The following is a 19,315-nucleotide window of genomic DNA, read 5'->3' on the forward strand; positions in this document are numbered from 1 at the left end:
TCTCCGTGCCCCCGGACGTCAGCGACGCCGGCCGGGGTGCTCGTCACCGTACGGGCGGCCGCCCGCGGTCCGGACGGCGGAGACGACGAGGTCCCGCATCCGGCCGGCGGTGTGCGCCCAGTCGAACTCTGCCGCCCAGGTCCGACATTCCGTGGTCACTTGATCACGTCTCGTGACATCGTCCAGCTCCTTCAGGGCGCGCCTGACGACGTCGACCTGGTCGTCGCCCGCGTGGACCAGCCATCCGGTGGTTCCGTCGCGGACGGCGTCGCGCAGGCCGTCCACGTCGTAGGCGACGGTGGGCACGCCGAGCGCGGCGGCCTCGATCACGCTGAGGCCCCAGCCCTCGCCTTGTGAGGTGCTGAGGTGCAGGTCGGCGCGGGCGACCAGGGCCGCTTTGACGTTCTCGGGGACGTAGCCGTGCGCCGTGACGATCCCGTCCAGGCCCCGCGCGCTGATCTCGGCTTTCAACGCGGGCGCTTCGGGCCCGTCCCCCAGGATGTGGAGCTTGAGCCCAGGGTGGGTCTCGGCGAGGCCTTCCGCGAGGTCGAGGAGAAGGTTGAGGCGCTTGTGCGGGACGAGCCGGGTCACGCAGACAAGATCGGGGTCTCCGGCGGGCACCGAGACCACGCCCTCGGGCTCGGTGACAACCGAGCCGTTAGGAACGACGTGAGTCGGCCCTGTCCAGCCCAGCCGTTCTCTTACGGCACGTTGGGTGGACGGCGAAACGACCACGAACGCGTGGCGCCGGTATGTCCAGCGGCTCACCGGCCCCTCCAGGACTTGGCCGACCCAGGCGAGCCACCCGGGGAAGTACAGGCCGAACTGGGCATCGTGCACGTGGTGGATCACGCAGAACACCGGCACACGGCGGGGTTGCACCCACGGCGTGAAGAACGGGATGCCGTTCTGGCAGTCGATGACCGCGTCGAAACGTCGTCCTAGGCGCCGCCCCAGCATCCACAGAAGGACGAGCGGGTAGACGGTGAAACGGCCGCCGAGCCGGACGAACTCCACGTCCTCGACGCGTTCGCTGCGTTTCTGTCCTCGCGCCCTGCACGTCAGGTAGTGGACGCGGGCTCCTTCGGCGGCGAACCGGCGCGCCAGTTCCCAGGCATAGCGTTCGGCGCCGCCGGCGGCGGGATGCCAGGGATCCCGCCAGTTGACGACCGCCAGCCGTAGTTCTGTCTTCATCCCGTCTTAGCGTTCATCCCGTCGTGGTGTGCGGCGTCGAAGCGCTCTCGGACACCGCGACCGGCAACGGCCGCGGCTCACCGAACACCGCCCGGACCGGCACGACCGGGAGGTTCGGCTTCACGGGCATGGTGGGCGGCCGGACACCGGCGCGCGCGCGGATCCGGGCCAGGTCCATCAGACACTGCAGCGAATGCCGCCGGACCGAGAACGTCGACCCGGGACGGTCACGCCAGACGACCGGGATGTCCGTCACGGAGGCTCCCCGCCGTACACAGTGGGCGAGGAGCTCGACGTCGAACGAGAAACCCGTCGTCCGCAGGTCGGCCGCCGCGGCCCGGCCTAGGGGACCGTGGAAGAACTTGAACCCGCACTGCGTGTCGGGGATGCCGTCCACGAGGTCGCGGACGAGCCGGTTGAACGTGAGGGCGCCGAGCCGCCTGACCGGCAGCGCGTATCCCTCGACGACCGACCGACCGTGGCGCCTTGACCCGACCACGACCGGGCGGCCCTCGCGCAGCCGGACGATGGCTTCGTCCAGAGCCGCGAGGTCTGTCGCCATATCGGCGTCCATGAAGCCTACATAAGAGGCATGGGTCGCGAGTAGCCCCGCGCGGACCGCCGCACCCTTTCCCCGGAGTTCGCAGCGCACCAGCCGCACCGGGACCGGCCCCTCCCAGGCCCGGACGACTTCGGCCGTCCCGTCGGTGCTGGCGTTGTCCACGACGATGACCTCCGCCCGCATCGGCAGGCCGGCGAGCTTGTCGCACAGCAGGCCCAGCCCCGCCGGAAGCCGGTCGGCCTCGTTGTAGGCGGGAACGACGATCTCCAAGAGCGCGGAGCGGTCACGCCGGGTCCCCATCAGGGCCTACACGTCACCGGGAGCCGTAGTTGTACAGCGGCTTGATGACGGGGTCCTTCTGGGAGGCGTTCGCGAGCTGGACCGCGCCGAACGACGCTCCGGCGGCCAGCAGGACGCCGACGACTGCGGCGATGGCGATGCGCATCAGGGGGTCCTTCGTCGGGGGTGGGGGTCGCGGGGCTTGATACTGCCGAGTAAGGGAAAGCTCAGAGTAGTCCTTGGGGCCAGGATTGACCAGAAAACGAGCAGACTCAGCGCGACCCAGGCGGCCACCACGGGAGCGGCGGGAACACCGTCTCCGGCCACGTCCGCGACCCCATCGATCCGGTAAACGACCAGGTCAGGACCTCGCATCAGCTCCGTGACCGCGCCGGACGGACGGTGCTCACCGGTCTCCGCGTCCACCACGACGTACCGTACGCCCTCGTCACGCAACGTAGTCGCAGGTGGTGTTCCCGTCCGCGCGGCCGGCGCGAGCCCGACCGCCCTCGGATCCTCGGGCGCGACGGTCGTCTCGTCCACGGTGACGGCGTCGTCCACGATGACGCGGCGGTGCAGATAGCGAGGCAGCGGGTCGAGGACCCGGCGGCCGTGGTTCCACGGATAGCTCCGGTAGGACGCCCAAGGCAGCACCAGCACGTCCCCGCGCGCCGGGTCACCGTCGATGATCCGCCGCGCGCGCTCCCAGTCGTCCGGGTAGTGGACGGCCCGCAGATCGCCGGCCGCGCCCCACGCCAGTGTCGGCAGCAGGAACACCGGGACGGCCAGGGCCGCCGCGGCCACTCCCGGCCACCGCGCCTCGGCCGCGCGGTCGGCGGCCAGCCCCAGCCCCACGGCGACCACGACGGCGAGCGGAGCCACGTACTGCTGCCCGTCCCGCAGGACGGCGAACCCGGGCCAGAGACCGATGACCGTCTCAAGCGCCCCGGCGGCGACCGCCCCCAGCGCCGCGACGACGAATCCGGCCACCGCCGCGACGGCCGCCCCGCGTCGCCAACCAGGTTCTTCGCACCATTTCCAGTAGGCGGCCAACGCGACGATGACCACGACCAGCCAGATCGTCGCCGTGACCGGCGCCCCATACCCGCTCGGCACGGTTTCGCCGTTCCACACGCCGCCGAGCAGGAGCAGGCTCCCGAGCGTCCCGAACGGCGTGTCCGCCCTGGCCGCGAACAGGCCGACGGCCGCCCCGTCCCCAGGCACGCCGGCCGGCCGCAGCACCCCGGGCACCAGCCAGGGAAGGCTCAGAACCGCAGCGGCCCCCACGACCCGAGCCGCGTCGATGGGCATCCGGTGCACCGATCGTGCGGTCGCCAGGGCAACGGTCAGGGCGGTCAGGGCGGAGACGGCCAGGGCGGCGAAACCGCCTATGGCGGCGGGGATCAGGGCGCGGAGGAGACGGCGTCCGCCGCCGGGGACATCGGTGCTCGCGGCCGCCGCCACCACCCAGGGCAGGGCCGCGTAGCCGAGGAGGAGCGCCCACTGCCCCAGCAGCAGCCGCTCGGCGACGAACGGGTTCCAGGCGTAGCAGACGCCCGCCGCCAGGCGCGGCAGGAGCCGGCGGGAAGGCACCAGGGACGCCGCCGACGTGCACGCCATCACGAAGATCGCCAGCAGGACGGACTTCTGCACGGCGTCCGCCGGAACGACGGTGGCCAGCGCGGTGACGAACGCGTCACTCGGAACGTGCCGGGGGACGACCCCGGTCAGCCCGAACGTCAGGCGGGTGAACGCGGGATCGGGCACGAACACCATGTCGTACGACAGCACGAAGCCGGGCGCGAGCCCCGGCCCCAGCGCCGCGAGCCCGAGCCCCAGCCCGGTCAGCGCGGCCGCCAGGTGCCGCGTCCGGTCGTTCAAGCCGTCCGCTCCCGCATGTGAGCCTGGACGCTACCCGACCTGTTCCCTTGCGCCTCCCACTCCCCCCGGCGACCGCGCGGGGTCGGGATCGCGCGGCAGGCCCAGGATGCGCTCGCCGATCACGTTCAGGTTGACCTCGGTGGTGCCGCCGCCGATGGTCATGGCGCGGGACGCGAGCAGGTAGCGGGTCCACCGGGCGCGCAGCGGGTCCAGCCGGCCGCCGGTCAGGGCGCCCTCCTCGCCGAGCAGCGTGAACCCGAACTCGGTGACGTGCTGACCGTGCTCCATCGCCACCAGCTTCCGGACGTTCGCCGTCGCGCCCGGGTCCGTGCCCGACAACTGCTTGAGCGTGGCGCGGAGGCCGAGGAGGTTGAACGAGTGCTCGTCGCAGGCGAGGCGTCCGATGCCGTCGCGGACGACCGGGTCCGCGGACAGGCCGAGCTCGGCGGTGAGATCGAGCAGTTTGGGCAGGTCGCCGCCGAGTTGGAAGGTGCTGGTCAGCCCGACGCGCTCGTTGGCGAGGGTGGTGCGGGCGACGCGCCAGCCCGCGTCGACCGGGCCGACGACGAGCTCGTCCGGCACGAACACGCCGTCCAGGAACACCTCGTTGAACACGGCGTCGCCGGTGCACTCGCGCAGCGGGCGGATCTCGATGCCGGGCGACGTCATGTCGACCAGGAAGTACGTGATGCCGTCGTGTTTGGGACGGTCCGGGTCGGTGCGCGCGATGCAGATGCCCCACTGCGCCTCGCGGGCGAGCGACGTCCAGATCTTCTGGCCGGTGATCGCCCAGCCGCCCTCGACGCGTTCGGCGCGGGTCCGCAGCCCGGCGAGGTCCGAGCCGGCGTCCGGCTCGGAGAACAACTGGCACCAGACGATCTCGCCGCGCAGCGTCGGCGGCAGGAACCGCTGCCGTTGCCCGGGCGTCCCGTACTGGACCAGCGACGGGACGACCCATGCGGCGATCATCAGCGGCACCGGGCGGACCTTCGCCGCCGCCAGCTCCTGCTGGATCACGATCTGCTCCAGCGGTCCGGCGTCCCGTCCCCAGGGCTTCGGCAGGTGCGGCGTCACCCAGCCGCCCTCCGCCATCGCGGCCCGCTGTTCGAGCGGCTCCATCGCGGCCAGTTCGCCGACCTGGGCGCGGATCTCCTCGCGGACCGGCGCCGCGTCCGCGGCCAGTTCGATGCTCATCGGACGCCTGACGCCCTTCACGGCGAGCGCCGCCACATCCGCGCGGTGTTCGCCGGCCCGTCCCAGGAGCGCGCGAAGGGTCAGGGCTCTCCGGTAGAGCAGGTGGGCGTCGTGGTCGTAGGTGTAGCCGATGCCTCCATGAACCTGGATGTTGCCCTCTGCACAGGTGACAGCGGCATCCGTTGCCAGGACGGCGGCGACTCCCACCGCGTAGGCACGTTGCTCTTCTGGCTCATCCAGAGCGCGCGCGGCATCCCATACCGCGGCCCTCGCACGCTCAACGGCGATGAGCATCCGGGCGCACTTGTGCTTGACGCCTTGGAACTGCCCGATCGGGCGGCCGAACTGCTCGCGGAGCTTCGCGTATGCCACGGCGTCGTCAAGGGCACGTCCGGCCACACCGCATGCCTCTGCCCCGAGCAGGACGACGGCAAGGGCATGTGCGTCCACTCCGCTTAGGAAGCGTTCGTCTGGGACGGTCACGCCATCGGCCGTGACCGATCCCACCGGGCGGGTGATGTCGAGAGACTCCAGCGTCCCCACGGTGACGTCGTCCCGGTCGATGACCGCCCAGCCGTCACCGGCCGGGAGCACGAACACGTCTGCGAGCGGCGCGCCCAGAACCGGCTGGACAGTGCCGGACACGGTGGAGCCGTCCCGGTCCAAGCCGCCCGAGAGTGCGACCGCCGCCGTCCGGGAACCGTCCGCGAGGCCGGTCACGTCGGCGCCGGCCGCGTGCAGGATCGCGGACGCCAGCACCGTCGGCGTATACGGGCCGGGAGCCAGCGCCCGGCCGAGTTCCTCCAGGGCGACGGCCTGTTCGAGGACGCCGAAGCCCTGCCCGCCGGCGTCCTCGGGCAGGTGCAGGCCAGGCAGGCCCTGCACGGCGAGCGCGGGCCAGCAGCCCGCGTCCGCCTCCCGGACGGCCCGCGACGTGATGTTCCGCTCGGCGAAGCCGCGCACCGACGCGGCCAGCTCCTCGTGTTCCCCGGTCAGCCCGATGGCCATGGCCACACCTTTCTCAGGAGTGGCCACAGCCTATTAGAACGTCGTTCGGGTTGTCAGGACGCGATCTTCAGCTGGGCGAAGAACTCGTTGAGGTCCGGCCACCGGTTCCGGTGCGTGTTCGGCATCGACGCGAACACCACGGCCGGCGCCGGCCGGCCGGTGTCGATCACCGCGGTGGCGACGACCTCACCGGTCGCCCGCACCCCGGCCCGCTTGTAGGTGAGGTGCGTGGCGATCAGCCAACCCGGGTGCCCGTCCACGGTCAGGGCCTGGGAGGCCAGTGGCGCCGACTTGTGCGGGAACGCGTAGTACTGCGCCTCGAAGCCCTGCGCGGCCAGCCCGGTGACGTTCTTCACGCTGTCCGGCCCCTGGTAGGCGCTCTGCAGGCTCGGGAGCAGCGTGCCGGTGAGCAGCTGCCCGTACCAGAGCTGGCCGGCATGCCTCTCCGTCACGAGGATCTGCTGCCCCGACCATCCGGGGGTGCCCAGCTTGTTCTTCTTGGTGGGCACCTGCCAGGGGGCGGCCAGCCGCGGATAGGCCAGGCCGGAATGGACGTCTTTCACCCGGCCGAGCATCCTGCTCGGCCTCCCCGAGAACGTCGTGAGCCGCCTGTCCGGCGGCAGCTGCACCTGCGCCGCCTCGGACTGCTCCGCCGCGGCCCGCTGGTCGGCGTTGCCGGAGGTGTCCTCCGACTCCTTGCCGCCGCTCGTCAGGAGGTAGACGCCGCCGGCCGCGATGAGCGCGACCACCAGCAGGCCGATGCCGCCGAAGAGGACGAGCCGGGACCGGCCGCCGCCCTCGTCCAGGACGTCCCGCGGAGGTTTCGGGGCGCGCTTCGGCTGACGCTTCGGCGGGCCGTCGCCACCGAGCTTGGCGTCCGCCGACGCCTCGTCCGCCATCCAGTCCGGCATCTGCCAGTTGCCGCTGCTCGGCTTGCCGGGCTTCGCCGGACGGCCGGCCCCGGTCGGGACCGCCGGAACGTACTTGTCGTCGCCGCCGCCCTCGTCGAAGAGCGACCCCTCCCAGTGGGGGGCCTCATCTTCGGAGACGGGCGCGACCTTGACGTCCTCAGGGGCGGGCTCGGAGGCGGGCTCGCGGGTTGGCTCGCGGGTGGACTCGCCCTCGGCCGGAGCGGGGCCCGGCACCCGGGCGTCCTTGGCCTCGACCTTCCCCCAGATGTCGTGCGGCTCCCCGCCCTCCCCGGACCCGGAGAACTCCGTGCGGCCGGTCGGCGCGGGCATGAACACCTCGGGCACCTTCGGCTCGGGGAAGGTCGTCCGCGGGCCGGTCGCGTCGTCCGCGCCGGGCTCCGGCCGGTTCTCGGGCTCGCTCTCGCTCATGTCGGTCCAGCGCACGCCGCGCTCCCCCTGATCGGACATGCGGCACACGTTACGCGAAGATCACCTATGCCGTTCCGGCCGCTGATCACGCTCAGGACACATCTTCTCATCGCTTAGTGATCGCTTGGTGACGGCCCGCCGGGGCCCGCGGACAGCTCCGGCTCGTCCGCCAGCCGCTCCCGGGCCAGCAGCGTCGCCCCCGCCACCGCGCCCGGCATCGCGAGCACCGCGCCCAGCGGAATGAGGAACACCACAACGGTCGCGGCGCCGAACCCGACGACGAGCGGACGGTCCGCCTTCAGCCGCGCGAACCGCTCCCGGCGCCGTAGCCCGCGCCGCTCCAGCGCGATCGAGGTCAGCTCGCCCGCCAGGAAGTAGCCCGACACCAGCGCCGCGATGACCGGGACGACCGTCTGCCCGACCACCGGCAGGAACCCGCACGCGAAGAACACGACCGCGAACATCAGCGCGACGGCGCCGAGGATCACCGTGTCCTTGATCGCCCGCCCGATCTGGACGATCAGCGGGACGTCCGGCTCCGGCGGCGCGCCGCCCTGCGACTCCTCCACCCGGACCGCGATCGCCTCATAGAACGGATCCCCGACCAGCAGCGTCACCGCGGTGAACGTGATCAGCGCGAGGAACAGGGCCGACCCGTACAGCGCGATCCCGGCGACGACGCGCGCCGACGTCCGGGCCGCGTCCGCCCATCCGTCCGCGAACTGCGTCACCCATCCGGCCAGGTCGTCGATCTCGAACGCCAGGTAGACCAGCGCGGCCGCGTACAAGGCCAGCACGATCAGCGCGGGGATCAGTCCGAAGAGCCACTGGGCCGGGTGCCTCGCCACCCATCCGATGCCGCGCAGCAGATACCCGACGCCGTTGAACAGGTCTTTGAAGGCGGAAGGCCTGGACGCCTCCGCTTCCGGCGCCGGGCGCGGCTCCGGTAGCGGCGGCGGGCCGGGCTGTGGCGGCGGGGCGTTCCATGCGCCGGGTCGATCCGGCGGGACGTGCGGTTGGCTCACGCACCCTCACCTTATAGGGCAGGAAGCCCCACAAGGCGAGCGGAACGCTCCCAAACCACACGCCGCAGCTCCGGATCCTTCAGGGCGCCCACCGTCGGCAGCATCCCGGCGCCCGGCGTCGAACTGTGGAAACCGCCGCTGCGACCCTCGAACTCCTCGTCCAGCGCCAGCCGCAGGGCCATCCGCGCACCCTGCGCCGGCGTCCGCATCACCGGAGTGTGCGACAGCAGCCCCCCGATGCGCTCGCTTCCCCGGACGTCCCTGCTCAGGCTCGTGGCGACGACGCCGGGGCACATCGCGTTCACGGTGACGCCGCTGCCCTCCATCCGCCGTGCCAGCTCCTGCGCGAAGAGGATGTTGAGCAGCTTCGACCGTCCGTACACCCGCAGCGACCCGGCGGGACCGTACGCCCCGGGCTCGGCCATCCGCTCGGCGTCGAGCCGGTCCGAGTGCCGGTGCGCCTCCGACGCCACGACCACCACCCGCGACGGCGCGCCCTTCTCCAGCAGCCCCGTCAGCAGGTTCGTCAGCAGGAACGGCCCCAGATGGTTCGTCGCGATCATCCGGTCATGGCCGTCCGCGCTGACCTTGGCGCGCAGCAGATGCACGCCCGCGTTGTTGACCAGGACGTCCAGCCGCTCGAACCGCTCCGCCAGCGACGCCGCGACCCGCCGGACGTCCATCTGCACCGACAGGTCCGCGAGGAACGTCTCGACACGCGCGCCGGGCACGTCCCGCGTCAGCTCCTCCACCGTCGCCGCGGCGCGCAGCTCGTTCCGGCAGACGATCCCCACCAGGAGCCCTGCCCGCGCGAGCCCCCGCGCGATCTCCTTCCCGATCCCGGACGTCCCCCCGGTCACAGTCGCGATCCTGGACTCCATTCCCCCACCGAACCACCCCGCGCACCCCCCGGCAAGCGCGCCGCCCCGAGGCCGGCCCTGGCACGATAATGGAACAGGTTCTAGTATTCGGCCATGAGGTTCACCTATGCCGAGGCCATGACGGACCCCTCGTTCTATCTGCCGCTGGCGCGGGCGGCGGAGGAGGCGGGGTACACGAGCATGTCGGTCGCCGACTCGCTGGTCTATCCGAAGGAGTCGGACTCGGTGTATCCGTACACCGCGGACGGCAGCCGGGAGTTCCTGGAGGACAAGCCGTTCATCGAGACGTTCACGCTGATCGCGGCCATGGGCGCGGTGACGGCCACGCTCCGGTTCACGCCGTTCGTCCTCAAGCTTCCGGTGCGCCCGCCGGTGCTCGTGGCGAAGCAGGCGACCTCGATCGCCTGCCTGACCGGCGGGCGGCTCGGGCTGGGCGTGGGTGTCAGTCCGTGGCGCGAGGACTTCGAGGTCATGGGCGTGCCGTGGGAGCGGCGCGGCCGGCGGATGGACGAGGCCATCGACATCGTGCGGGGGCTGAGCAGCGGCGAGTACTTCGAGTACCGCGGCGAGCACTACGACGTTCCGGCGATCAAGATGACCCCGGCGCGGCCGTTCCCGATCCTGGTCGGCGGGCACAGCGAGGCGGCGCTGCGGCGCGCGGTCGTGCGCGGGGACGGCTGGATGCACGCGGGCGGCGACGACCTCGACGACCTGCTGGCCAGGCTGAACCGGATCCGCGAGGCGGAGGGCAAGGCCGGCGGCCCCTTCGAGGTCCACGTCATCTCCATGGACGCCTACACGCCCGACGGAGTGAAGCGGCTGGAGGACAAGGGCGTCACCGACGTGATCGTCGGCTTCCGGATGCCCTACGCCAAGGGCCCCGACACCGAGCCGCTGGCCAAGAAGATCGAGCACCTCGAACGGTTCGCCGAGAACGTCATCGCGAAGACCGGGTCCTGACAGCGAAACGAGAACACGTTACAGTCCGGCCATGAACGCCATCACCTGGGACGCCCCCGACTCGGACCATCCGGCCCGCCGCGCCGCCCGCGCCTCCATGAGCGCCTCGGCCGAAGGCCGCAAGGACGACTGGCTGGACCTCTTCACCCCCGACGCCCTCATCGAGGACCCGGTCGGCCCGTCCTTCCTCGACCCCTCGGGCGACGGTCACCGAGGCCGTAAGGGCGCCGAAGCCTTCTGGGACAACTTCATCTCCACGGTCGCCGACTTCCGCTTCGCCATCGCCGACTCGTTCGCCAACGGACCGTGCTGCGCCAACGTCGCGACGATCACCACCACGATGGCCGCCGACGGCTCCACGCTGACCATCGACTGCGTCCTCATCTACAAGGTCGACGAGGCAGGCAAGATCACGTCATTGCGTGCCCACTGGGAACCCGACCGGGCCTTGTCCACTCTCACCAAGCCGGGCACGTGATCCTCAGGGGAGTTTCCAGAACCGGACGGTTCCCTGAAAGTCGCCGCTGGCAAGGAGCCCGCCCGCCGGGCTGAACGCCATGGCGGAGACACCGCCCGCGTTTCCGGTGAAGCTTCCTGCCGCTTCTCCGGTGCCGGCGTCCCAGAGCCGGACGGCACCATCGGTCTCCATGCGGGAGGCCAGGAACCTGCCGTCCGGGCTGAACGCCACCTGGTGGGCTCCAGTGGCGATCTTCTTCCTCGGGCGGCGGTCAGCCACGTCCCAGAGCCTGGTCTCGTTTTTGCCGCCGGCGGCCAGGGTCTTGCCATCGGGGCTGAAGGCCACCGAGAAGAGCGACTTGTCCTGCCCCTTGAGGAGAGCTGTGCTCCGGCGGGTGCCGACGTCCCACAGCCGGACGTCCTTGTCGTCGTCGCACGCCAGCGTCCTACCGTCCGGGCTGAACGCCACGGTCCCAGGCACCTGCTTCAGGCCGGAGAGCGTGGCGGTGAGGCCATGGCCGCTCACATCCCACAAGCGGATCATGTTCTTGGCGTTCTCCTCGCCCAGGAACGTCGACACCCCGATGGCCAGGGTCCGGCCGTCCGGGCCGAAGGCCAGCGACCAGGCACCGGCACCGTCGGGATCGTCGAAGGTCGCGATGGCACGCCCTGAAGCGACGTCCCAGAGCCCGATGCCGTTGTCCCCGTCGTCCGCGGCGATCGTCTTGCCGTCCGGGCTGAACTCCACCTCGTGCTTGGACTTGCTGGACTGCGCGAGAGTGGCGGTCTTCTTGCCGGTCGCCACGTCCCAGAGTTCGAGGGCGCCGTCCTCCCCGACTCTCGCCAGGGTCTTGCCGTCCGGGCTGAACGCCAGGCCCCAGATCTCGTCAGAGCCCTCGATGACGGTCGGACGGGGCGCGGCCGACGTAGGGGCGGCGCCCGGACGCTCGCCGCCCGACGGCTGCAACGCCCAGACGCCCGCGACGGCTCCCGCGCCCACGACGAGCGCCGCCGTCACCGCGACGAGCGCACTCCTCGCACGCGGCGGCTTCGGAAGCGGCGGCCGTGTCTCCGGGAGGGTCAAGTCCAGTGGAGCGACGATCGCCTCAAGCATCCCCCGGACGGCGCCGGCCGTCAGCCGCGCGCCGGGATCCTTGCGCAGCAGACCCGCCAGCACCTCACCGAGTGGGCCGGCGTGCACGAACGGCGCGTGCTGCTCCGTGGCGATGGCGAGGTAGATGGACCCATGGTTGGGCCCCGTGAACGGCGGTCCCCCTTCGACGGCCGCGAACAGGGTGGCGCCGAGCGACCACAGATCCGACCGCGGTGTGGCGGGCCGCCCACGCACCTGCTCGGGCGCCATGAACGCCGGGGTACCGAGGATCGTCCCGGTGTTGGTGAGCGTCGCGTCGCCCTCCAGCGCGGCGATGCCGAAGTCGGTGAGCACCGCGCGCTCACCCTCCAGCAGCACATTGGCGGGCTTCACATCGCGGTGCACGATGCCCTGGTCATGCGCGGCGGACAGGGCGTCCACCATCTGCAGACCTATCGCGGCGACCTCTTTCACCGGCAGCCGCCCCCGCCCGCGAAGCAGATCGGCCAGCGAGCCGCCCCGGATCAGTTCCATCACGATCCACGGCCGGCCGTCCTCACCGGCCACCCGCTCGTGCACCCGGACGACGCCGGGATGGGTCAGCCGTGCCGCGGCGCGCGCCTCCCGCTCCATCCGGGCGTACAGCACATGCCGCTCGTCCTCCCCGATCTGCTCGGGGAGGCGCAGTTCCTTCAACGCGACCTCTTGCTCAAGGCCGGCGTCCCAGGCCCGCCAGACGACGCCCATACCGCCGCGTCCGAGCGTCCCGAGAATGCGGTACCGCCCGGCCAGCACCTCCCCCGGCCCCTCTCCCACACGGGCAACCTACCGCCCAAGATCATTCAAAGGGCGCGGCCCCGCATCACAAACAGACAAATATGTCTGCCAGGCGACCCCCGAGCACATCGGCACCGCGGACACCCGCACACCGCCGGAACGCTGAACGGCCGGCGCGGAAGTGATCGGGAGGCCCGTCCCGGGACGCGAAACGGCGGGTCGACCTTCCCGGGAGTTTCAACACGGAAGGTCTTCCCGCCGTTCCGCGTGCCCCTGCCGACGGGTCACTACTCCGCCGCTGCAAGGAGGGGCTTGCGCCGAAAGGAGTGTAGCCAACGTCCACGAACTCGGGACGGTGGTTGATAGCACACCGAACAAGAGCCGCCCGGCACTTGTTCGCGTTCTGTTCGCAGACGCGACAAGGGCCGGGCATCACTACCTGGTCCTTGCGCGTCGTGATCACGGGAGTGACCCATGACCGCAAGCATGGCCCCCGCACGTCCGGAGTTCTCCGTCGAGACGCCCCCGCCGGGGGTCAGCTCGGAGATGATGGCCCGGGCGATCGCCCGGGGAATGCAGCTGTGGGAGCTGCACCACCTGGTGCAGGTCCGGTTCAACGACGAATTCCGAACGTGCTCGGTGTTCGACTACGTGAAAGGCTTCCTCGACATTCGCGCCACCACCGAGGAAATCCGTGAGGCCAAGTCCCTGGGCGTCTTCCCCGGCGACTACGGCAGCGCGCGAGTTCACGCCACCCACGCTCAGGTCAAGGAGATCGTCGAGACCTGCGGGGCGGACGAGGTGTCCTGGTACGGGCTGGCGCTTCAGTACGCCAGTCACGACCAGGTGATGCAGGCCGCGGGGCAGGGGGTCTACCCCAGCCTCTTCGGCCCCGAGCTGCGCGACGGCAAGAGCCCTGCCGACGCGCTCCAGTACTTCGCCGGCCTCTGGTCGGACGAGGACTGACCCTGTCCGGCCTCCTCAGGTCGGACGAGGACTGACCCGGTCCGTTCCTCCGCTCCCGGCCGGGAGCGGAGGAACGGATTTCGTTCGTAAAGGCAATTGGCCCCCCCGACCACGGATTCGCCCCGGTTCGGCATAGCAAGAAAGAGGACGCGGCTGGCCGCCGCGCCCTCTTCGTTTGGGTCCGGGTGAGCTACGAAGCCGGGCGGACAAAGGACCAGCCGATCTTCGCCGTGTCACCCAGGATCTTCATGTCCCGCTCCAGGCACGCGCAGACCACATCCTCGACGTCGCACACGCGCCGTCGACGAAGGAACTGCGGGGTGTCCGCGTCCAACCCGATGCTCTCGTTCCCGAACGTGCTGTACATTCCGGGCCTGCCGAGCGTGGACGCCCAGTCCCACTCCTTGTACTCCGAGGCGGTCAGGGCGTCCCTCATGAGGCCCCTGCAGTACGGCAGCAGGGGACGCGGGTTGGTGATCGCCATGCGCTTGCGGTACACGCTCCACAGTTCGGTGAACTGGTCGACGGTGCCCTTGCGCAGGACTTGTCCGCGGCGGGGCGCCCGGGGGTCGGCGGAGCCGCGGCTCGCGTCCCGGTCCCGGGTGTCCCGCATGGTCCGGATCCTGAGTTCCTTGAACGGCACGTGGTTCATGCCGATCCGCTCCTGCCAGAAGAACGGCGCCTTGCCATCCCCGAGGAACATCACCGATGCTCCGACGGCGATCGCAGGCACGTACACCGGCAGCAGCGCTGTAGCGATCAGCAGATCCAGCCGCCGCTTCTCGTCACTGAGAACCCAGTCAGGACCTGTCTTCCGCGCTCCGGGCATATCCAAGATCACGCCACGGATCGCCTGGAGCCTTTCCTGCACGATATGCAGATGTGTCTCATTCATCTTGTTTGTGGGCACCGACCTGTCCTCGGTGCCCCCTCCTTCGCCACATACCGTGTCCGGAGCGCACCGGAGGGCCACCGTGCCGGAGCACGCGATCCGGTCGGCCGCATCTCCCTGACGAGCGGGGGTGATCATCTTCGAAACGGCCCGGTATGTCGGGGGGACGGTCCAAGATCGTGTCCTACCGCGCAGAGCGAGAGGGGTGGACGGGATGCGCTGGATCGGCGTCGCGGGCGGTTACGAGGTCGCGGTTCGAGGTGAGGGTGCGGAGAAACCGGTCGTCGTGTGCCGGCGGGCGGGAGGCAAGGAGCTGGCCAAGGTCCCGGCCAAGGTGAAGCAGGACCCCGGTGTGGCGAGCCTGATGGAGCTCTGCGAACGGCTCGCCGAGCGCGGCCGGGCCGTGCGCGAACAGGTCGAGGCCTGGATGCTGCGCTCACTGCCCGTCCCAGTAGAGGTACTGCACGCGGTTTGGGAGGACCCGGCCTGGCGGCATGCGCTCACCGGCCTGATCGTCGCCCCCGTCCACGGCGGCACGCCGGACCTGGAGTGCGCCGGAGTGCTGCTCGGGCTGGACGGCGCGAAGGGCGTTCGGCTCGCACCGGTCGACGGGGACGTCCTGTGGTCGGGCGCCGACACGTTCGCCATTCCCCACCCCATCCTGCTCGGAGACGACCTGGTCGATCGGCTTCGGCGCGGCGCCGCTCTCGACCACGACCAGGCCGTCGAGCAGCTCCACCGGGAACGATGGTCACGCCCGAACGGGATGGACCGGACGATCGACGTCATCGACGCGTTCTGGTTCACCGAGGCCCGGTACGAGAGCGGCGCCGCCTTTGAGCGCCGCGTCATCGGGTCCGGCGGACGCGTCCGCGGCGACGTCGCGCGGTTCACCGTGCACGACCCCGAGCCGATCGGCATCGAACTGGAGGTGAAGTACAGCGGACCCATGAGCCCCGCCTATCTCGGGACCCTGACCTTCGCGAACGGCGGCCGGGAGATCGGCGACATCGCCTGGTCGGAGGCGACGCGCATTCTGATGTCACTGTTCGCGGGGCGGACCGTGGAGGACGAGGAAGGCGAGGTGCTCGGCGTCGCCGACGTGTACGCGGATTACTGCGACCGTCTTCGCGGCGAACCGGGCACCGCCCCGGACACCCGCCACCGGCCGCCGTCCCGCGAGGTCCTGCTCCGGGCCGGCGCCGCGCTCCCCGGTGCGCCCGCGTCGGCGGACGAAGACGTCCTCGTCGCGGCGCGCTTCACCCATCCGGCGTTGAACGAGCCGGTGGTGTCGCTGGTGCGCCGCGCGGCGGTGCCGGCCGAACGGGCCTCGATGGCATTGCCCGGCCTGGTCGCCGCGGGAGACGGCGATGTCGGTGCGGTTCGTGCGGGCCCGCTGGGGTTCCTCGCGATGGCCCTGCACTCGTACCCGGCCCAGCATGTCCGCATCGTGGCGCTGCATCAGGTGCTGCACGCCGCCCGCAAGACCGCGACGGGCAAGCCGGGACTGGCACGGAAAGCCCTGAACGAGCCCGCCGGCGGTCTCGCCACCGACTCCCCCGGCCTGCTCCCCTTGTACTTCGACGAGTGCGCGCGCATCATGGCCGCCGCGGGGAGCACGGCTTACGCGGCCGCGTACTTCGAGAAGGCCAGGGCCGCCGAGTCCGAGCATTCCCTGCCGGTCGACGAGGCCCGGCTGGTGGACGCGTACGTCACCGCGGGTTCCGGCGCCGTCGGGCCGAAATCCCTCAAGCACCATGCCGCGCGCCTCGCCGAGCGGCACTCGCCCGACGAGGCCTGCCGCCGGCAACGCCGGTTGCTCACCGAATGGTGCGAGGCAGGCGAGGGCGACGCGCTGATCCTGGCCGCCGGCTGGGCCGGCGCCGCACGTGCCGCCGGGTGGAAGCCCGGTGAGCGACCCGCCGCCGAGGACCGGGCCGCCGACGAACGCGCCGTCCGGGCGTTGCTCGACCATGGTTGCCTGCGCACGGCTCCGGCCGCGATCTGGAAGTTCGTCCGCCCGCTGCTGTTCCGGATGGCGGGACAGGACGCCGCTGTCCGGCGTTCCCTGGCCGGGTTGCTGCCCGAGCCTGCGGAAGACACCCCCGAGGCGAAGGCCGCCGCCGTGTCGGTACTCGTCGCCAACCTCGACGGGGCCGGTGCGCGCGCGCCGTTCACGTCCGACGTCGAGATGAGCGGCGCGCGGGTGCGGCAATGGGTGGGGCGCTTCATGAGCCTCTACGCCGGTCTCGCCCTGCCGGTCTCCGGCCTGGACGACCTGCTGCGAGACGCCGGGAAGCGGCTCACCGCCGAGGGGCTGACCTGCGGCGACCACATCGCGCTGCTGGGGCCGGACGACAACTACATGTACTTCTACGACGGGAAGGTGCAGGAAGAGCACACCGACTACGACTTCCCGCTGCTCGAACTCGCGCTCGGACTGGGGGTCCCCCTCGCCCCGCCGCGCTACCTCCACACCTTCAAGCTGCACTCCTGGCTCGATACCGCCGAGCGTCCCGACCTTGCCGCCACCGCCGCCGACCCGGCCTGGGGTCCGCTGCTCCGCGACGCGGTGATCGGAAACCTCTCGGCCCCGCTCGGGCTCGGCCCGCCCGCCCACGAACTGCAGACCCGCCCCTCCGTCGTGAAGGCCCTGGTCAACGCGCCGGGCACCCGGGAAATCGTTGAAAACATCCTCGCCGAGCACGCCAAGAGGGTCCCGGGCCACGGGCTGCCGGACGTACACGCGGCGCTGTGCGACGTCGAACGGTTCACCGTCGCCGGCGTCCCCGGAGGTTCCGCGGAGGCCGTCCGTGCCATCCTCGCCGAGGCCGATCCAGTGCGGGCTCTGGCGACGACGCTTCGCGGCGGCGTCCTCGGCGAACTCGACCTCGAAGTCCTCTCCCGGTACGAGACCAACACGGTCCATAACTACATGGAGGAAAGCGGAGCAGACCTCCTCGTCATCGAGGCGGGCCGGCTGTGGCGCCACGCCTTCCGGGCCTCGGCCGTGACGCCCGGAGGAGTCGGCCCCGGCCACGGCTTCGGCACGTACGACGACCGGGAGAGCGTCCACAAGAAGGCCGAAGCACGCGAACTCTACGACCGCTGCCTGATCGTCGTGGACGGGCGGGTCACCGTGGTCGATCACAACGGCCCGCACTGCCCGCACGGCGGCACCCACCCCAACGCCCCTTCCGTGCGGCCCGTCGACGGGGAGCCGGTGCGCTTTCCCTACGCCGAGTCGGACGCCACCGTGTGGCGTGGCGAGGGACGTCTGATCGAACTGCGCGACTCCACGGGCCGGACGATCGGCCGATATCTGCGCGGTTCCGGGTGGGTGCCCGAACACAACGGAGCCGACGGTTTCCGGATCCACTTCCATCGCTTCGCGGCCAAGTCCGGCTGGGTGCCGCCACCGGGATGGTGGAGCGCGATGACTCCTCGTGATCCGGAGGGGTCCCGCACCCTGCGAGGCGTGGACGACGCGACCGCGCGACGGCTGCTGGGCCTCGCGGACACCTCGTTCACCCCTCGGATGATGGAACTGATGGCCCCCGGTTCCGACCTGATTGAGAGGTATAACCGCTTCAACGAACTGAAGGCGCGGCTGCGCGCGCTCCTTCCCGAGATCAACGACGAGATGCTCCGGACCTGCGTGACCTCCATCGTCTGGACCGCGATCGAATGCCGTGAACGCGCGTTCGCACTGGCCCGGCGGCTCGACCTGGCTCCCCCACCGCACCTTGAACCCGTCCCGGTCACTCCGTCGGCGACCGCCGCCGAGGTGCCAGGGCCTCGGCCCGAGGCGTCCGAGCGTGAGCCCGTCCAGGCCCGCTCCCCGCGCGCGGCCGCGTCCGAGAGGATCGTGCGCCTTGCCGAAGAGGCCGTGCCGAAGCGCGGATACGTCATCGTCGGCCGGAACGGGCCGCCGCCACTGGACCGCGACGCCGTCGTCACCGCATTCGCCGAGGCCACGGGACTGTCCATCGCGCAGGCGATCGTGCTGCTGTCCCCTTCCGCGCGGAGCACCGCATGGCCGGACGGCTGGGCGCCGGGACGCGTCGCCTCGCCCGACCCCGACGACGCCGAACTCGTACGCGCGCACAACCTGACACAGACCGGATTGAGGGCCGCGGCTCTCACCCTGCAGGCGATGACGGACGCCGGCGAGGCCATCGACCTCGTCGAGGCGCTGATGCCGGAGGACCCCGCGGACCTGTGGCGGTCCGGCCCCGACCTGGAGCGCGCGGTCACCCTGTGGTCCGGCCGCCATCCGCGGCTGACGCAGCTCACGGCCGACCTGTGGATCACGCTCACCGCCGGCTTGGACGAGCGCGATCTCCCCTTGGCCCGCAGCCTGGTGGCTCTCCTCGGCGAACGTCTCGACGAGCGTCCGGCCCTCGTCCCGGGCCGGTTCGGCCAGGCGGCCAAGCTGCTGGAGGACCGCCTGCCCGCTCACCACCCCGCGCGGGCCGTCGCCGCGGAACGACTCGCAGACCTGGGCGCCGCCTACACCGCTCCGGAGACCCACGTCGTGATGGCCACGGGCGTCACCTCGGTGAACGCCCTCGAAGGCGCCATCGGAGAACTCGCCGTCCACCTTCCCGATCACGGCAGGCTGGCCATCGGGGACCTCCTGACGGCGACCCTCGATGGCGACGGCTACCGGATCCGGCTCCGGCCCTCACGCCTCACCGGCCCCGAAGACCCGATGCTGGAACGCCTGGAATCCGCGCTGAAACGCAACGCCGCGACAAACGCGCTGTCCGACCTGCGTTTCCTGATCTCCATCGTTTGATCCCCC

The 19,315-nt window shown here is 71.2% G+C and carries 14 protein-coding genes; 4 read left to right on the forward strand and 10 right to left on the reverse strand.

The window, feature by feature from the left end; genetic code table 11:
- Nucleotides 1-18: 18 nt before the first annotated feature.
- The 8 genes from ACQPXG_RS39825 to ACQPXG_RS39860 all read right to left on the reverse strand — a co-directional run bounded on the left by ACQPXG_RS39825 (nucleotide 19) and on the right by ACQPXG_RS39860 (nucleotide 9,343).
- The gene (locus tag ACQPXG_RS39825; RefSeq protein WP_433464317.1) at nucleotides 19-1,194 is read right to left on the reverse strand and encodes a glycosyltransferase family 4 protein; all 1,176 of its coding nucleotides are present in this window, start codon (nucleotides 1,192-1,194) and stop codon (nucleotides 19-21) included.
- A 13-nt stretch (nucleotides 1,195-1,207) separates the two neighbouring features.
- Nucleotides 1,208-2,056 (reverse strand): glycosyltransferase, encoded by an 849-nt coding sequence (locus ACQPXG_RS39830; protein ID WP_433464318.1) that lies wholly within the window; start codon nucleotides 2,054-2,056, stop codon nucleotides 1,208-1,210.
- Between the two features lie 13 nt (nucleotides 2,057-2,069).
- Nucleotides 2,070-2,201 carry a hypothetical protein gene (locus ACQPXG_RS39835; RefSeq protein ID WP_021592999.1) on the reverse strand — a complete coding sequence of 44 codons (132 nt, stop codon included), beginning with the start codon at nucleotides 2,199-2,201 and terminating at the stop codon, nucleotides 2,070-2,072.
- Nucleotides 2,201-3,916, reverse strand: a complete 1,716-nt coding sequence (locus tag ACQPXG_RS39840; RefSeq protein ID WP_433464319.1) for a hypothetical protein — start codon at nucleotides 3,914-3,916, stop codon at nucleotides 2,201-2,203. The genes ACQPXG_RS39835 and ACQPXG_RS39840 overlap by 1 nt, the downstream gene beginning before the upstream one ends.
- 30 nt (nucleotides 3,917-3,946) lie before the next feature.
- Nucleotides 3,947-6,118 carry an acyl-CoA dehydrogenase gene (locus ACQPXG_RS39845; RefSeq protein ID WP_433464320.1) on the reverse strand — a complete coding sequence of 724 codons (2,172 nt, stop codon included), beginning with the start codon at nucleotides 6,116-6,118 and terminating at the stop codon, nucleotides 3,947-3,949.
- Nucleotides 6,119-6,171: 53 nt separating this feature from the next.
- Nucleotides 6,172-7,497 (reverse strand): hypothetical protein, encoded by a 1,326-nt coding sequence (locus tag ACQPXG_RS39850; RefSeq protein WP_433464321.1) that lies wholly within the window; start codon nucleotides 7,495-7,497, stop codon nucleotides 6,172-6,174.
- A 74-nt stretch (nucleotides 7,498-7,571) separates the two neighbouring features.
- On the reverse strand, nucleotides 7,572-8,483 hold the full coding sequence (locus ACQPXG_RS39855) for an EI24 domain-containing protein (protein WP_433464322.1): 912 nt from the start codon (nucleotides 8,481-8,483) through the stop codon (nucleotides 7,572-7,574).
- 11 nt (nucleotides 8,484-8,494) lie between these two features.
- Nucleotides 8,495-9,343: an SDR family NAD(P)-dependent oxidoreductase gene (locus ACQPXG_RS39860; RefSeq protein WP_433464323.1), complete on the reverse strand. Its 849-nt coding sequence runs from the start codon at nucleotides 9,341-9,343 to the stop codon at nucleotides 8,495-8,497.
- Nucleotides 9,344-9,457: 114 nt separating this feature from the next.
- Between ACQPXG_RS39860 and ACQPXG_RS39865 the strand changes: the two genes are divergently transcribed.
- On the forward strand, nucleotides 9,458-10,324 hold the full coding sequence (locus tag ACQPXG_RS39865; RefSeq protein ID WP_433464324.1) for a TIGR03619 family F420-dependent LLM class oxidoreductase: 867 nt from the start codon (nucleotides 9,458-9,460) through the stop codon (nucleotides 10,322-10,324).
- 31 nt (nucleotides 10,325-10,355) lie between these two features.
- Nucleotides 10,356-10,802 carry a nuclear transport factor 2 family protein gene (locus ACQPXG_RS39870; RefSeq protein ID WP_433464325.1) on the forward strand — a complete coding sequence of 149 codons (447 nt, stop codon included), beginning with the start codon at nucleotides 10,356-10,358 and terminating at the stop codon, nucleotides 10,800-10,802.
- 3 nt (nucleotides 10,803-10,805) lie between these two features.
- Here the strand turns inward: ACQPXG_RS39870 and ACQPXG_RS39875 are convergent, their stop codons facing one another.
- A complete protein-coding gene (locus ACQPXG_RS39875; RefSeq protein ID WP_433464326.1) occupies nucleotides 10,806-12,689 on the reverse strand; it encodes a WD40 repeat domain-containing serine/threonine protein kinase in 1,884 nt (627 codons plus the stop codon).
- 435 nt (nucleotides 12,690-13,124) lie between these two features.
- Here ACQPXG_RS39875 and ACQPXG_RS39880 point away from each other — a divergent pair, with 435 nt between their 5' ends.
- Entirely contained in the window at nucleotides 13,125-13,616 is a 492-nt protein-coding gene (locus ACQPXG_RS39880) for a hypothetical protein (RefSeq protein ID WP_433464327.1), read from the forward strand.
- Nucleotides 13,617-13,806: 190 nt separating this feature from the next.
- Here the strand turns inward: ACQPXG_RS39880 and ACQPXG_RS39885 are convergent, their stop codons facing one another.
- Nucleotides 13,807-14,445, reverse strand: a complete 639-nt coding sequence (locus ACQPXG_RS39885) for a sugar transferase (RefSeq protein WP_433464328.1) — start codon at nucleotides 14,443-14,445, stop codon at nucleotides 13,807-13,809.
- A 277-nt stretch (nucleotides 14,446-14,722) separates the two neighbouring features.
- Between ACQPXG_RS39885 and ACQPXG_RS39890 the strand changes: the two genes are divergently transcribed.
- A complete protein-coding gene (locus ACQPXG_RS39890) occupies nucleotides 14,723-19,309 on the forward strand; it encodes a DUF4132 domain-containing protein (RefSeq protein ID WP_433464329.1) in 4,587 nt (1,528 codons plus the stop codon).
- The last annotated feature ends 6 nt before the right edge of the window (nucleotides 19,310-19,315 follow it).

Origin of the sequence: Spirillospora sp. CA-128828, assembly GCF_050945415.1 — a bacterium.
GTDB lineage: Bacteria > Actinomycetota > Actinomycetes > Streptosporangiales > Streptosporangiaceae > Spirillospora.

What these genes read in the sequence shown, in the direction of transcription:
- ACQPXG_RS39830 (WP_433464318.1), bottom strand. Translation starts at nt 2,056, where the DNA reads ATGGGGACCCGGCGTGACCGCTCCGCGCTCTTGGAGATCGTCGTTCCC.
- ACQPXG_RS39880 (WP_433464327.1), top strand. Translation starts at nt 13,125, where the DNA reads ATGACCGCAAGCATGGCCCCCGCACGTCCGGAGTTCTCCGTCGAGACG.
- ACQPXG_RS39870 (WP_433464325.1), top strand. Translation starts at nt 10,356, where the DNA reads ATGAACGCCATCACCTGGGACGCCCCCGACTCGGACCATCCGGCCCGC.
- ACQPXG_RS39885 (WP_433464328.1), bottom strand. Translation starts at nt 14,445, where the DNA reads ATGCCCGGAGCGCGGAAGACAGGTCCTGACTGGGTTCTCAGTGACGAG.
- ACQPXG_RS39835 (WP_021592999.1), bottom strand. Translation starts at nt 2,201, where the DNA reads ATGCGCATCGCCATCGCCGCAGTCGTCGGCGTCCTGCTGGCCGCCGGA.
- ACQPXG_RS39850 (WP_433464321.1), bottom strand. Translation starts at nt 7,497, where the DNA reads ATGTCCGATCAGGGGGAGCGCGGCGTGCGCTGGACCGACATGAGCGAG.
- ACQPXG_RS39825 (WP_433464317.1), bottom strand. Translation starts at nt 1,194, where the DNA reads ATGAAGACAGAACTACGGCTGGCGGTCGTCAACTGGCGGGATCCCTGG.
- ACQPXG_RS39890 (WP_433464329.1), top strand. Translation starts at nt 14,723, where the DNA reads ATGCGCTGGATCGGCGTCGCGGGCGGTTACGAGGTCGCGGTTCGAGGT.
- ACQPXG_RS39865 (WP_433464324.1), top strand. Translation starts at nt 9,458, where the DNA reads ATGAGGTTCACCTATGCCGAGGCCATGACGGACCCCTCGTTCTATCTG.
- ACQPXG_RS39845 (WP_433464320.1), bottom strand. Translation starts at nt 6,118, where the DNA reads ATGGCCATCGGGCTGACCGGGGAACACGAGGAGCTGGCCGCGTCGGTG.